The 12,963-nt window shown below is 70.2% G+C and carries 12 protein-coding genes and 1 pseudogene; 10 read left to right on the plus strand and 3 right to left on the minus strand.

The window, feature by feature from the left end; translation table 11 throughout:
* The 3 genes and pseudogenes from ACYVJ0_RS00005 to ACYVJ0_RS00015 all read right to left on the minus strand — a co-directional run.
* Positions 1–399, minus strand: a pseudogene (locus ACYVJ0_RS00005) (hypothetical protein); the annotation flags it as partial.
* 155 nt (positions 400–554) lie between these two features.
* Positions 555–1,082 carry a hypothetical protein gene (locus tag ACYVJ0_RS00010; protein WP_460815152.1) on the minus strand — a complete coding sequence of 176 codons (528 nt, stop codon included), beginning with the start codon at positions 1,080–1,082 and terminating at the stop codon, positions 555–557.
* Between the two features lie 72 nt (positions 1,083–1,154).
* Positions 1,155–1,412 (minus strand): hypothetical protein, encoded by a 258-nt coding sequence (locus tag ACYVJ0_RS00015; RefSeq protein WP_460815154.1) that lies wholly within the window; start codon positions 1,410–1,412, stop codon positions 1,155–1,157.
* Between the two features lie 131 nt (positions 1,413–1,543).
* Here ACYVJ0_RS00015 and ACYVJ0_RS00020 point away from each other — a divergent pair, with 131 nt between their 5' ends.
* The 10 genes from ACYVJ0_RS00020 to ACYVJ0_RS00065 all read left to right on the plus strand — a co-directional run bounded on the left by ACYVJ0_RS00020 (position 1,544) and on the right by ACYVJ0_RS00065 (position 12,888).
* Positions 1,544–3,022, plus strand: coding sequence for an alpha,alpha-trehalose-phosphate synthase (UDP-forming) (locus ACYVJ0_RS00020; protein WP_460815155.1), 1,479 nt, complete (start codon positions 1,544–1,546; stop codon positions 3,020–3,022).
* Positions 3,019–3,810 carry a trehalose-phosphatase gene (otsB, locus tag ACYVJ0_RS00025; RefSeq protein WP_460815156.1) on the plus strand — a complete coding sequence of 264 codons (792 nt, stop codon included), beginning with the start codon at positions 3,019–3,021 and terminating at the stop codon, positions 3,808–3,810. Before ACYVJ0_RS00020 ends, otsB begins: the two co-directional genes overlap by 4 nt.
* Positions 3,811–3,887: 77 nt before the next feature.
* The gene (ilvD, locus tag ACYVJ0_RS00030; protein ID WP_460815158.1) at positions 3,888–5,600 is read left to right on the plus strand and encodes a dihydroxy-acid dehydratase; all 1,713 of its coding nucleotides are present in this window, start codon (positions 3,888–3,890) and stop codon (positions 5,598–5,600) included.
* 47 nt (positions 5,601–5,647) lie between these two features.
* Positions 5,648–7,441 carry an acetolactate synthase large subunit gene (locus tag ACYVJ0_RS00035; RefSeq protein WP_460815160.1) on the plus strand — a complete coding sequence of 598 codons (1,794 nt, stop codon included), beginning with the start codon at positions 5,648–5,650 and terminating at the stop codon, positions 7,439–7,441.
* Position 7,442: 1 nt separating this feature from the next.
* Positions 7,443–7,952 carry an acetolactate synthase small subunit gene (gene ilvN / locus ACYVJ0_RS00040; RefSeq protein ID WP_449853341.1) on the plus strand — a complete coding sequence of 170 codons (510 nt, stop codon included), beginning with the start codon at positions 7,443–7,445 and terminating at the stop codon, positions 7,950–7,952.
* 39 nt (positions 7,953–7,991) lie between these two features.
* Complete coding sequence (ilvC, locus tag ACYVJ0_RS00045) at positions 7,992–9,017, plus strand: ketol-acid reductoisomerase (RefSeq protein ID WP_449853340.1); 1,026 nt, start codon at positions 7,992–7,994, stop codon at positions 9,015–9,017.
* Between the two features lie 126 nt (positions 9,018–9,143).
* Positions 9,144–10,034: an ABC transporter substrate-binding protein gene (locus tag ACYVJ0_RS00050; protein WP_460815162.1), complete on the plus strand. Its 891-nt coding sequence runs from the start codon at positions 9,144–9,146 to the stop codon at positions 10,032–10,034.
* A gap of 16 nt (positions 10,035–10,050) precedes the next feature.
* Positions 10,051–10,905 carry an amino acid ABC transporter permease gene (locus tag ACYVJ0_RS00055; protein ID WP_449853338.1) on the plus strand — a complete coding sequence of 285 codons (855 nt, stop codon included), beginning with the start codon at positions 10,051–10,053 and terminating at the stop codon, positions 10,903–10,905.
* On the plus strand, positions 10,902–11,666 hold the full coding sequence (locus ACYVJ0_RS00060) for an amino acid ABC transporter ATP-binding protein (protein ID WP_460815164.1): 765 nt from the start codon (positions 10,902–10,904) through the stop codon (positions 11,664–11,666). The genes ACYVJ0_RS00055 and ACYVJ0_RS00060 overlap by 4 nt, the downstream gene beginning before the upstream one ends.
* A 118-nt stretch (positions 11,667–11,784) precedes the next feature.
* Positions 11,785–12,888: an NAD(P)-dependent alcohol dehydrogenase gene (locus ACYVJ0_RS00065; protein ID WP_460815166.1), complete on the plus strand. Its 1,104-nt coding sequence runs from the start codon at positions 11,785–11,787 to the stop codon at positions 12,886–12,888.
* The last annotated feature ends 75 nt before the right edge of the window (positions 12,889–12,963 follow it).

The following is a 12,963-nucleotide window of genomic DNA, read 5'->3' on the forward strand; positions in this document are numbered from 1 at the left end:
GGACACGGGCAGGTCGAACAGGGTGCCGGTGGCGGTGTGGGCGGTGGCGGTGACGAGGACGTTCATGGGCATGCCGACGACGGCGACGCCGTCGGGTTCGGTGCCGATGGCGGGGGTGGCGGGTGCGAAGCGGGCCACGTCGGTGGCCTGCACGGCGGGGATGACCGGTGCGTCCTCGGTCTGCTCGGCGGGTGGTTCGGGGGCGTAGTCCTGCCAGCAGAGTCCGTCGGCGCGTGGGGAGGTCTGGTCGTCTCGGCATCGTCCCCACCGCGGGTCGCGTTGCGGCGGCGCCGCCTCACCGACCTCGTCTCCGTCGCCGGCGATCGGCTGCGTCCCACCGCCGGACTCCGACGAACCACCGCCGCCGCCGGGCCGAGTGCCTGACCCTCCGATGTCCACGCTGGCACCATCGTTGACTGGGTTGCACGCGTGGAACCAAGACACTTGGCTGCATCCGCTCTCGGCCGCAGCAGGCGACGCGGGCGCGAGGAGAACGACCGCGAGAGCAACGAGTGCGGCTAGCAATCCCGATCGCGATCGCAGGGGACGACTGGCTACTGGCATTCGGGGCCATCCGCTCTGCCGTCCGTCGATGCGATGAGTACCGACGTCGTGGCCGGCGGCAGGTGGAAGCTCACGCGGAGTCGCTGCACGTCGGGACGATCAGGACTGACAACGGATCGCCCCTCGGCATCGAACACGTCGATCGACGACACGTCCAAACACACGTCCATGCGCACGAGGCCAGATTCAAGATCCGCGTCGTGGGGGCTGATCGATGCCAGTGATGTCTCGCCTTCCCGGCGCATCTCCTCGGCGTGAAGCGTCGTGAGTTCCTCCTTGACCGAGGCGAGCGAATCGCCCGTCGTGAGCGCATAGACCGGCTCGAAGGTCCCGGGATCGCTCAGATCGACGGCGTTCTCCGCCTCCACATACGCCCGATACGTCTCCTCGGCCGCGGCGAAGGCCTCCTCCTCGCGCGCGAACCCGCTCGGCGTCGGCTCCGGCTCAGGCGCGGCGGCGCACCCGGCCACCGCAAGGGCGAGACCCAGGATCAGGACGGCGAACGACGGGCGCGACATGCCACACACGGTAGCGAGCGCGCGCGATCCCCGCAGAGGCTCTCCACAGCCCCGCGGCGCCGGACGCGCGAGCTACTTCGCGGCGCCCGCCCGGTAGTACCGCGACTCCTTGCCGTGGATGGGCGAGTCGTCCGGCACCATGCGCCCGCGCGACGCCTTGCGGATGTCGAGGATCGTGCCCACGGCCAGCGCGAGCGTGATGCCCCAGCTCACCCACTGCAGCGCCACGCGCCACGTGAACGGCTGCTCGCCGGCACCGCGGAGCAGCGAGACACCGCTGAGCACCGCACCGACGATCCCGGTCCCTGCTACATACTTCCGCATCCCCATGTCAACCACGCTAGCGCGCAACATGCCCGACACGCCCCCGCTGTTAGCCTGGCGATACCGGCACAACGACCGTCCCGGGGCGAATGCCGACCCGGTACGAAGGACGAATCCCGGTACGAGGAGACAGAGTCATGCAGAAGGCCGATCTCGTGGTGGTCGCCAATCGCCTGCCGGTGGACCGGGTGACGGAGCCCGACGGAACCGAGACCTGGCGGCGATCTCCCGGGGGGCTCGTCACGGCTCTCGAGCAGGTGATGGCCAAGACCGACGGCGCGTGGGTGGGCTGGGGCGGCAGGGCCGACCTCGAGATGGACCCGTTCGAGTTCGAGGGCACGGTGCTCGTGCCCGTGCGGCTGTCGGCCCAGGAGCTCAAGGACTACTACGAGGGCTTCTCGAACGGCACCATCTGGCCGCTGTATCACGACGTCATCGCCGCCCCGGTGTACCGCCGCTCGTGGTGGGACGCGTATGTGCGGGTGAACCGCCGGTTCGCCGAGGCCGCCGCCGAGGTGGCCGAGCACGAGGGCTTCGTGTGGGTGCAGGACTACCAGCTGCAGCTCGTGCCGCAGATGCTCCGCGAGCTGCGCCCGGATCTGACGATCGGCTACTTCCACCACATTCCCTTCCCGGCATACGGCCTGTACTCGCAGCTGCCGTGGCGTCGGCAGGTGCTCGAGGGCCTGCTCGGCGCCGATGTGCTCGGCTTCCAGCGCGTGGCCGACGCGGGCAACTTCCAGCGCTCGGTGCGGCGGATCTTCCGCTACCCGACGCGGGCGAGCGAGATCTCGGTGCCCACGCCGGACGGCGGCTCGCGCAACGTGATCGCCGCGCCGTTCCCCATCTCGATCGACGCCCAGGCGTTCATCGAGCTCTCGCAGCGCCCCGAGGTGCGGGAGCGCGCGGCCGAGATCCGCGAGCAGCTGGGCAACCCCGACAAGATCCTGCTCGGCGTCGACCGGCTCGACTACACCAAGGGCATCCGCCACCGCCTCAAGGCCTTCGGCGAGCTGCTGGACGACGGCAAGGTCACGGTCGGCGAGGTGACGCTCGTGCAGATCGCGAGCCCCAGCCGCCCGGGCGTCGAGGCCTACCAGGATCTGCGCGACGAGATCGAGCTGACGGTCGGCCGCATCAACGGCGACTACGACACGATGCACCACACCGCCATCCGGTACCTGCACCAGGGCTTCCCGCGCGAGGAGATGGTCGCGCTGTACCTGGCCGCCGACGTGATGCTCATCACGGCGCTGCGCGACGGCATGAACCTCGTCGCCAAGGAGTACGTGGCGGTTCGCACCGACAACCGGGGCGTGCTGCTGCTGAGCGAGTTCGCCGGCGCCGCCGACGAGCTCAGCAGCGCGCTGCTCGTGAACCCGCACGATATCGACGGCATGAAGGAGGCGATCCTGCGCGCCATCAACATGCCGCCGGCCGAGCAGTCGCGCCGCATGCGCGCGCTGCGGCGCAACGTGCTCGAGAACGACGTCGAGGCCTGGGGGCAGAGCTTCCTCAAGGCGGTCGACGCCGTCCGGCACGCGCGGGCCACCGGCGCCCCGATCCCGCCGGAAGTGAAAGTGAAGCCGACCCTGAGGAAGAAGCCCCGCGAATGACGCAACCGCAGACGGACTGGCGATCGGCGCTGCCGCGCATCGCCCACACCGAGCGACTCCTCGTCGCGCTCGACTTCGACGGCACGCTCGCGCCGCTGCAGGACGACCCGATGACCTCGCGGGCGCTGCCCGAGGCGGCCGAGGCCGTGCGGCGGCTGGCGGATCTGCCCGACACGATCGTCGCCTACGTCTCGGGGCGCAGCCTGCCGCATCTGCGGATCATCGCCGAGCACGAGGACACCTCGCGCGTGTGGCTGGCCGGATCGCACGGCGTCGAGTACTGGCGGCCCGCCGACGCGGAGGCGACCGCGGACGACGAGCCCGACGACACGACCGAGCGCGAGCTGCGGGATCGGCTGGCGGCCGAGGCGAAGGAGCTGATCGACGGCATCGAGGGCGCGTGGATCGAGGACAAGTCGGTGGGCTTCGCGGTGCACACGCGCCTCACGCCCCGCGACATGGCCGACGGCGTGCAGGGCGTCATCGACGCGCTCGTGGCGCGCGAGGCGCCGGGCTGGCGGCGCCGGGCCGGGCACGACCTCGTGGAGTACACGTGGCGGCACGAGGGCAAGGACGCCGCCGTCGCGCGGCTGCGCGAGCAGACCAGGGCGACCGCCGTGCTGTTCGCGGGCGACGACGTGACCGACGAGGACGCGCTCGCGAGCCTCGAGCCCGCCGACCTCGGGGTGCGCGTGGGCCCGGGGGAGACGTCGGCCTCCGTGCGCGTGCAGGATGCCCGCGAGTTCGCCGACCTGCTCGCCGAACTCGCGGATCTGCGGGCATCCTGACCGCCCGTCCCGGGCGCGCCAGAGCGGATCGCACACCCGGCACGGGGCGCGGTTCGGGCGGCTCTAGACTCGGGATCATGGCCGAAGCAGTCCCCAGCGCATCCATCGACATCAAGCCTCGCAGCCGCGCCGTCACCGACGGCATCGAGGCCACCACCTCCCGGGGCATGCTCCGCGCGGTCGGCATGGGCGACGACGACTGGGAGAAGCCGCAGATCGGCATCGCGTCGAGCTGGAACGAGATCACGCCCTGCAACCTGAGCCTCGACCGCCTCGCGCAGGCCTCGAAGGAGGGCGTGCACGCCGGCGGCGGCTACCCGCTGCAGTTCGGCACGATCAGCGTCTCGGACGGCATCTCGATGGGCCACGAGGGCATGCACTTCTCGCTCGTGAGCCGCGAGGTCATCGCCGACAGCGTCGAGACCGTCGTGATGGGCGAGCGCCTCGACGGCACCGTGCTGCTGGCCGGCTGCGACAAGTCGCTGCCCGGCATGCTCATGGCCGCGGCCCGCCTCGAGCTCGCGAGCGTCTTCCTCTACGCCGGCTCGATCGCCCCCGGCTGGGTGAAGCTCGAGGACGGCACCGAGAAGACCATCACGATCATCGACTCGTTCGAGGCCGTCGGCGCCTGCAAGGCGGGCCAGATGAGCGAGGCCGACCTCAAGAAGATCGAGTGCGGCTTCGCGCCGGGCGAGGGCGCCTGCGGCGGCATGTACACGGCCAACACGATGGCGTGCATCGCCGAGGCGCTCGGCATGAGCCTGCCCGGCTCGTCCACGCCGCTGAGCGCCGACCGCCGCCGCGACATGTATGCGCACCGCTCAGGCGAGGCCGTCGTCGAGATGCTGCGCAAGGGCATCACGACGAAGGACATCCTCACGAAGAAGGCGTTCGAGAACGCCGTCACCGTGGCGATGGTGCTGGGCGGATCGACCAACGCGGTGCTGCACCTGCTCGCGATCGCGAAGGAGGCGGGCGTCGAGCTCACCCTCGACGACTTCACCCGCATCGGCCAGCGCTCGCCCCACCTGGCCGACGTCAAGCCGTTCGGCCGCTTCGTGGCCCAGGACTTCGACCGCGTGGGCGGCATGCCCGTCGTCATGAAGGCGCTGCTCGACGCCGGCCTGCTGCACGGCGACGCGCTCACCGTCACCGGCAAGACCGTGGCCGAGAACCTCGCGGCCCTCGACGTCGCCCCGCTCGACGGCGAGGTCGTGCGCACGCTCGACAACCCGATCCACGCCACCGGCGGCCTGACGATCCTGAACGGCTCGCTGGCCCCCGAGGGCGCCGTCGTGAAGACCGCCGGCTTCGACGCCGAGGTGTTCGAGGGCCCCGCCCGCGTGTTCGAGCGCGAGCGCGCGGCGATGGACGCGCTCACGAACGGCGAGATCGACAAGGGCGACGTCGTGATCATCCGCTACGAGGGCCCCAAGGGCGGTCCCGGCATGCGCGAGATGCTCGCGATCACCGCCGCCATCAAGGGCGCTGGGCTCGGCAAGGATGTACTACTCTTGACGGACGGTCGATTCTCCGGCGGCACAACCGGCCTGTGCATCGGCCATATTGCACCCGAGGCGGTGGACGCTGGTCCCATCGCCTTCGTGCGCGATGGTGATCTGATCAGGGTCGATATCGCGGCCCGCACTCTCGACCTACTCGTCGATGACGCGGAGCTCGAATCCCGCCGTTCCGGCTGGGAGCCCCTGCCCCCGCGCTACACCCGCGGCGTTCTGGCGAAGTACTCGAAGCTCGTCCGCTCCGCGGCGGAGGGCGCCGTCACGGGCTGACGCGCCTCTGCGAGCAGCCCACGCAATCAGATCCAGGAAGCATGCACATGTCATCCGACACCGCTCCGGCCGTGCCCCGGCCGCCCGCCCGCACCGCGAACGCGTCCGTGCTCACGGGCGCCGAGGCGGTCGTCCGCTCGCTCGAGATGCTCGGTGTGACCGATGTGTTCGGTCTGCCGGGCGGCGCGATCCTGCCCGTCTACGACCCGCTCATGTCGGCCGAGAAGCTGCGTCACATCCTCGTGCGCCACGAGCAGGGCGCCGGCCACGCCGCCGAGGGCTACGCCTCGTCGAGCGGCAAGCTCGGCGTCGCGATCGCGACGTCGGGCCCCGGCGCGACCAACCTCGTCACCGCCATCGCCGACGCCTACATGGACTCGGTGCCGATGCTCGCGATCACCGGCCAGGTGTTCTCGACGCTGATGGGCACCGACGCGTTCCAGGAGGCCGACATCGTGGGCATCACGATGCCGATCACGAAGCACTCCTTCCTCGTGCGCACGGCGGAGGACATCCCGGGCGCGCTCGCGGCGGCGTACGAGATCGCGACGACCGGGCGCCCCGGCCCCGTCCTCGTCGACATCACGAAGGACGCGCAGCAGAACGAGATGACGTTCTCGTGGCCGCCCAAGTACGACCTGCCCGGCTACCGGCCCGTCACGAAGGCGCACGGCAAGCAGATCCAGGCCGCCGCGTCGCTCATCGCCGAGGCGCGCAAGCCCGTGCTGTACGTGGGCGGCGGCGTCATCCGCGCTCGTGCCTCGGCCGGGCTGCGCACCCTCGCCGAGACGAGCGGCGCGCCCGTGGTGACCACGCTCATGGCGCGCGGCGCGTTCCCCGACTCGCACCCGCAGCACCTCGGCATGCCCGGCATGCACGGATCCGTTCCCGCGGTGCTCGCGCTGCAGGAGGCCGACCTCGTCGTCGCCCTCGGCGCGCGCTTCGACGACCGCGTCACGGGCAAGGCGAGCCTGTTCGCGCCGCACGCCAAGATCGTGCACGTCGACATCGATCCCGCCGAGATCGGCAAGATCAAGGCCGTCGACGTGCCCATCGTGGGCGACCTCAAGGACGTGCTCGTCGACCTCGACGCCGCCCTGCGCGGCACCGAGCGCGCCGACACCGAGGAGTGGTGGGCCTACCTGCACGGGCTGCAGGACCAGTACCCGCTCGGCTACACGCCCACGAGCGACGGCCTGCTCGCGCCGCAGCACGTGATCCAGCGGATCGGCGAGCTGACCGGTCCCGAGGGCGTGTACGCGGCCGGCGTGGGCCAGCACCAGATGTGGGCGGCGCAGTTCATCAAGTACGAGCGACCCAACGCGTGGCTCAACTCCGGCGGCGCCGGCACGATGGGCTACGCCGTGCCGGCGGCCATGGGCGCGAAGGTCGCCCAGCCGGATCGCGTGGTGTGGGCGATCGACGGCGACGGCTGCTTCCAGATGACGAATCAGGAGCTGGCCACCTGCGCGATCAACAAGATCCCTATCAAGGTCGCCATCATCAACAACTCCTCGCTCGGCATGGTGCGCCAGTGGCAGACGCTGTTCTACGACGGCCGCTACTCGAACACCGACCTGAACACGGGCGCCGGATCGATCCGCGTGCCCGACTTCGTCAAGCTCGCCGAGGCGTACGGCTGCCACGCGATCCGCGTGGAGACCGAGGATCAGGTGGACGCGGCGATCCAGGAGGCGCTGTCGATCAACGACCGGCCCGTCGTCATCGACTTCGTCGTGAGCGCCGACGCGATGGTGTGGCCGATGGTGCCGCAGGGCGTCAGCAACAGCTACATCCAGTACGCGCGGGACAACGCGCCGACGTTCGACGAGGAGGCCTGAGATGTCGACGCACGTGCTGAGCCTGCTCGTCGAGGACCGCCCCGGTCTGCTCACCCGCGTGGCCGGGCTGTTCGCCCGCCGCGGCTTCAACATCAACTCCCTCGCCGTGGGCGTGACGGAGATCCCCGGCCTGTCGCGGATCACGGTGGTCGTGGACGTCGACGACCTGCCGCTCGAGCAGGTGACCAAGCAGCTGAACAAGCTCGTCAACGTCATCAAGATCGTCGAGCTCGACCCGGCCTCGTCGGTGCAGCGCGAGCACATGCTCGTCAAGGTGAAGGCCGACAACACGAGCCGCTCCAACGTGCTCGAGGTCGTGAACCTCTTCCGCGCCCGCGTGGTCGACTACGCGCCCGACGCGCTCGTGATCGAGGTGACCGGCGACAAGGGCAAGGTCGACGCGTTCCTCAAGGCCGTCGAGCCGTTCGGCATCAAGGAGCTCGCCCAGTCGGGCCTGCTCGCCCTGGGCCGCGGCGGCAAGTCCATCACCGAGCGCGTCCTCCGCGGCTGACCCAGCCCACCAGACCAGCAACACCCAAGGAGAGAACCAGTGACCGAGATCCTCTACGACGCCGACGCCGACCTGTCGCTCATCCAGGGCAAGAAGGTCGCGGTGGTCGGGTACGGCTCGCAGGGCCACGCCCACGCCCAGAACCTGCGCGACTCGGGCGTCGAGGTCGTCATCGCCCTCAAGGACGGCTCGAAGTCCACGGCCAAGGCGCAGGAGGACGGCTTCGAGGTCAAGTCGGTCGCCGACGCGACCGAGTGGGCCGACCTCATCATGATCCTCGCGCCCGACCAGCACCAGCGCTCGATCTACGCCGAGGGCATCGCCCCCAAGCTGACCGCGGGCAAGACGCTGGCCTTCGCGCACGGCTTCAACATCCGCTTCGGCTACATCCAGGCGCCCAGCGACGTCGACGTCATCCTCGTCGCGCCGAAGGCCCCGGGCCACACGGTGCGCCGCGAGTTCGTGGCCGGCCGCGGCATCCCCGACATCATCGCCGTCGAGAACGACGCGTCTGGCCAGGCCTGGGACGTCGCCCTCTCGTACGCGAAGGCGATCGGCGGCACGCGCGCCGGCGTCATCAAGACGACCTTCACGGAGGAGACCGAGACGGATCTGTTCGGCGAGCAGGCGGTGCTGTGCGGCGGCATGAGCCACCTCGTGCAGGCGGGCTTCGAGGTGCTGACCGAGGCGGGCTACCAGCCGCAGATCGCCTACTTCGAGGTGCTGCACGAGCTCAAGCTCATCGTCGACCTCATGTGGGAGGGCGGCATCGCCAAGCAGCGCTGGTCCATCTCGGACACGGCCGAGTTCGGCGACTACGTCTCGGGCCCGCGCGTCATCGACGCCGACACGAAGCAGCGCATGAAGGACGTGCTCGCCGACATCCAGTCGGGCGCCTTCGCGAAGCGCTTCATCGACGACCAGGACGCCGGCGCGCCGGAGTTCAAGGCCCTCCGCGAGAAGGAGGAGTCGCACCCCATTGAGGCCACCGGCAAGGAGCTGCGCGCCCTGTTCTCGTGGAAGAACAGCGACGACGATTACGTCGAGGGCAGCGCTGCGCGCTGATCGTTTCACCGCAGCCCCACGGCCCCCGCGCTCACGAGGCGCGGGGGCCGTGCTGCGTCCGCACGGGGGTCCAGCGCCGGCCGCGTAGAATGATGCGGTTTGCGTCATCGATCCACGAGGAAGTCCATGCGAATCCCCACCCTTCGCCGCGCGCTGGCGCTGACCGCCGCGGGCGCGACCGCCGCCCTCGTCCTCGCCGGCTGCGCGGGCGCCGCGCCCGAGCAGGCCGTCGACACCGAGGCGCCCCTTTACGACGCGCTGCCGCAGGACATCAAGGACGCCGGCAAGATCGTGGTCGGCGGCGACATCGCGTACGCGCCGATGGAGTACTACGACGAGGACGGCACGACGATCCTCGGCTTCGACAAGGAGCTCACCGACATCCTGGGCGAGCAGCTGGGCGTGCCGTTCGAGTGGAACAACGTCGTCTTCGACAGCCTCATCACGCAGCTGAACTCGGGCCGCATCGACATCATCGTCTCGGGCATGAGCGACAACGAGGAGCGCCAGCAGGAGATCGACTTCGTCGACTACTACATGGCCGGCGCCGTGCTGCTCGTCCCGAAGGGCAACCCCGAGGGCCTCACGGGCATCGAGGACCTGTGCGGGCGGACGATCGCCGTGCAGCGCGGCACGGTGCAGGAGGGCTACGCGCAGGACCAGTCGGCTACGTGCGAGGCCGACGGCCAGGAGCCGATCGAGATCCTCTCGTTCGACCGCGAGACCGAGGCGATGCTGCAGGTGAAGAACGGCCGCGCCGTCGCGGGCATGCAGGACTACCCGGTCGCCGCGTACAACGCGCGGGTGTCGGGCGGCGGCGAGGACTTCGAGGTCGTGGGCGACCAGGTGCAGGCCGGCCCGATGGGCATCGGCGTGAGCAAGGACGACCCCGAGCTGCGCGACGCGATCCAGCAGGCCGTGCAGGCCGCGATCGACGGCGGCGAGTACGGCGAGCTGATCGAGAAGTACGAGACCCCGCTCGGCGCGGTCGACGAAGCCACGATCAACGGCGGCTGACATGGACGAGCGGACGATGACCACGGTCCCGGTGCGGCACTGGGGGCGCTGGATCACGGGCGCCGTGGTGCTCGTCCTGCTCGCCGCGCTCGTCTACGCCTTCTCGCAGGCCGACATCCAGTACGACGCGACCCTGCGGTTCCTCACCGTGCCGACGATCCTGCAGGGCATGGCGGGCACGCTGCTCATCAGCATCGCCGCGCAGGCGCTCGGCATCGTGCTGGGCGTCGTGGCGGCGATCATGCGCCTGTCGGCGAATCCCGTGGCGCGCGCCGTCGCGGGTGGGTACGTGTGGCTGTTCCGCGGCACGCCCGTGCTCGTGCAGCTGCTGCTCTGGTACAACCTGTCACTCGTGTTCCCCGAGGTGTGGATCCCGTTCGCCGGATCCGTCGACACGAACACGATCATGACGCCGTTCCTCGCGGCCCTGCTGGGGCTCGGCATCAACGAGGGCGCGTACATGGCCGAGATCGTGCGCGCGGGCATCGCTTCGGTCGACAAGGGCCAGGTGGAGGCCGCGAAGTCGATCGGCATGCGGCCGGGGCGCACCATGCGGCGGATCGTGCTGCCGCAGGCGATGCGGGTGATCGTGCCGCCCACAGGCAACGAGTTCATCAACATGCTCAAGACGTCGTCGCTGGCCTACACGATCCAGTACGGCGAGCTGCTGCTGTCGGCGGTGGGCATCTACTCCAACAACCTGCTCGTGGTCGAGCTGCTGCTCACGGTGTCGATCTGGTACCTGATCCTCACGACCGTGTTCAGCATCGGCCAGTACTTCATCGAGCGGCGCTTCGAGTACTCGTCGGTGAGCGACGCGTCGAGCGTCGGCGACGTGCTGCGCCGCATCCTGCCGGGGAGGACCCGATGAACGCTCCGCTCGTCCAGGCCGTCGGCGTGCGCAAGCGCTTCGGCGACAACGAGGTGCTGAAGGGCATCGACCTCGCGGTCGCGCCCGGCGAGGTCGTGTGCCTCATCGGCCCGAGCGGATCGGGCAAGTCGACGTTCCTGCGCTGCATCAACCACCTCGAGCGGATCGACGGGGGAGAGCTGCGCGTGGCCGGCGAGCACGTGGGCTACCGCGAGAGCAACGGCCGGCTCTACGAGCTGCGCGAGCGCGAGGTCGCGGCGCGGCGCGAGAGGATCGGCATGGTCTTCCAGCGCTTCAACCTGTTCGGCCACATGACGGCGCTCGAGAACGTCTCGGAGGGGCCGATCGGGGTGCGCGGCGTGCCGCGCGCGCAGGCGCAGGCGGAGGCGCGGGCGCTGCTGACGCGCGTGGGCCTGGCGCACCGGATGGACGCGTACCCGCACGAGCTCTCGGGCGGTCAGCAGCAGCGCGTGGCGATCGCGCGCTCGCTCGCGATGAAGCCCGAGCTCATGCTCTTCGACGAGCCGACGTCGGCGCTCGACCCCGAGCTCGTCGGCGAGGTGCTCGACGTCATGCGCGAGCTGGCGGACGAGGGCATGACGATGATCGTCGTCACGCACGAGATGGGCTTCGCGCGCGACGTGGCCGACCGCGTGGTCTTCATGGACGGCGGCGTCGTCGTCGAGGAGGGCCCGGCGGCCGAGGTCATCGAGCGCCCCCAGCACGCGCGCACGCGGGAGTTCCTCGGCAAGGTGCGCTGAGCGTACGCGCAGGTTGCGCCGGATTCCCGGCAGATTCCGGCGATATCTGATCCCGTCCTCTCCGGCAGGCGTAGCGTGGATGGTGCGTCCACCTGAATGCACTCTGAAAGGACTCGAGATGACCACATCCGTTCGCGCGGCCGTGCTCCACGGCGTCGACGAGCCGTTCCGCTTCGAAGACCTCACGCTCGGCGATCTGCAGCCCGATGAGGTGCTCGTCAAGATCGTCGCCACCGGCCTGTGCCACACCGACCTCGCCGTGCAGCACGGCCACATCCCCGGCGCCTTCCCGTTCGTCCTCGGTCACGAGGGCGCGGGCGTCGTCGAGCAGGTCGGCTCGGCGGTGCACGGCCTCGCCGTGGGCGACGCCGTGAGCCTGTCGTACGCGGCGTGCGGCCGCTGCAGCAACTGCCTGGCCGGGCGCGAGGCCTACTGCCTGAACTTCATGCCGCTGAACTTCGGCGGCGTGCGCGAGGACGGCACCACCACGCTGAGCGCCGCCGACGGCAGCCCCGTGCACGGCAGCTTCTTCGGACAGTCGTCGTTCGCGACGCACGCGATCGCCTCGGCGAAGAACGTCGTCAAGCTGCCCGAGGGCACCCCGCTCGAGCTCGCGGGCCCGCTCGGCTGCGGCATCCAGACCGGTGCGGGCACCGTGCTGAACTCGCTCGACGTGCCCGCGGGAGCGTCGATCGTCGTCGCCGGCACGGGCGCGGTGGGACTGTCGGCCATCATGGGCGCGAAGGTGGCCGGCGCCACGACGATCATCGCGGTCGACGTGATCCCCGAGCGCCTCGAGTTCGCCCAGCGACTCGGCGCGACGCACCTCATCAACGGCAAGGAGGAGGACACGACGGCCCGCATCCTCGAGATCACGGGCGGCGGTGCCTCCTACGCCGTCGACACGACGGGTGTCGCGCCCGTCATCGAGCAGCTCATCCAGGCGACGGCCTTCGGCGCCCGGATCGCGCTGGTGGGTGTGCCGAAGCCGGGCAGCACGATCGACCTCGGCCTGGTCGCCGCCTCGGGCAAGACGCTCGTCGGCGCGATCGAGGGCGATGCGATCCCGCAGAACTTCATCCCGGAGCTCGTCGCGCTGCACCAGGCCGGCCGCTTCCCGTTCGACGAGCTGATCACCACCTACCCGTTCGAGCAGATGGAACAGGCCATCGCCGACACCCAGTCGGGTGCCACGGTCAAGGCCGTGCTCGTCATGCCCTGACGCGCAGGTTCGCTGCGGCGGCCTCGTCCCGGTTCTCGGGACGGGGCCGTTTCGCTGTTCGGGTGCGGTGCGGGG

The sequence above is a fragment of the Microbacterium petrolearium genome (assembly GCF_054782875.1).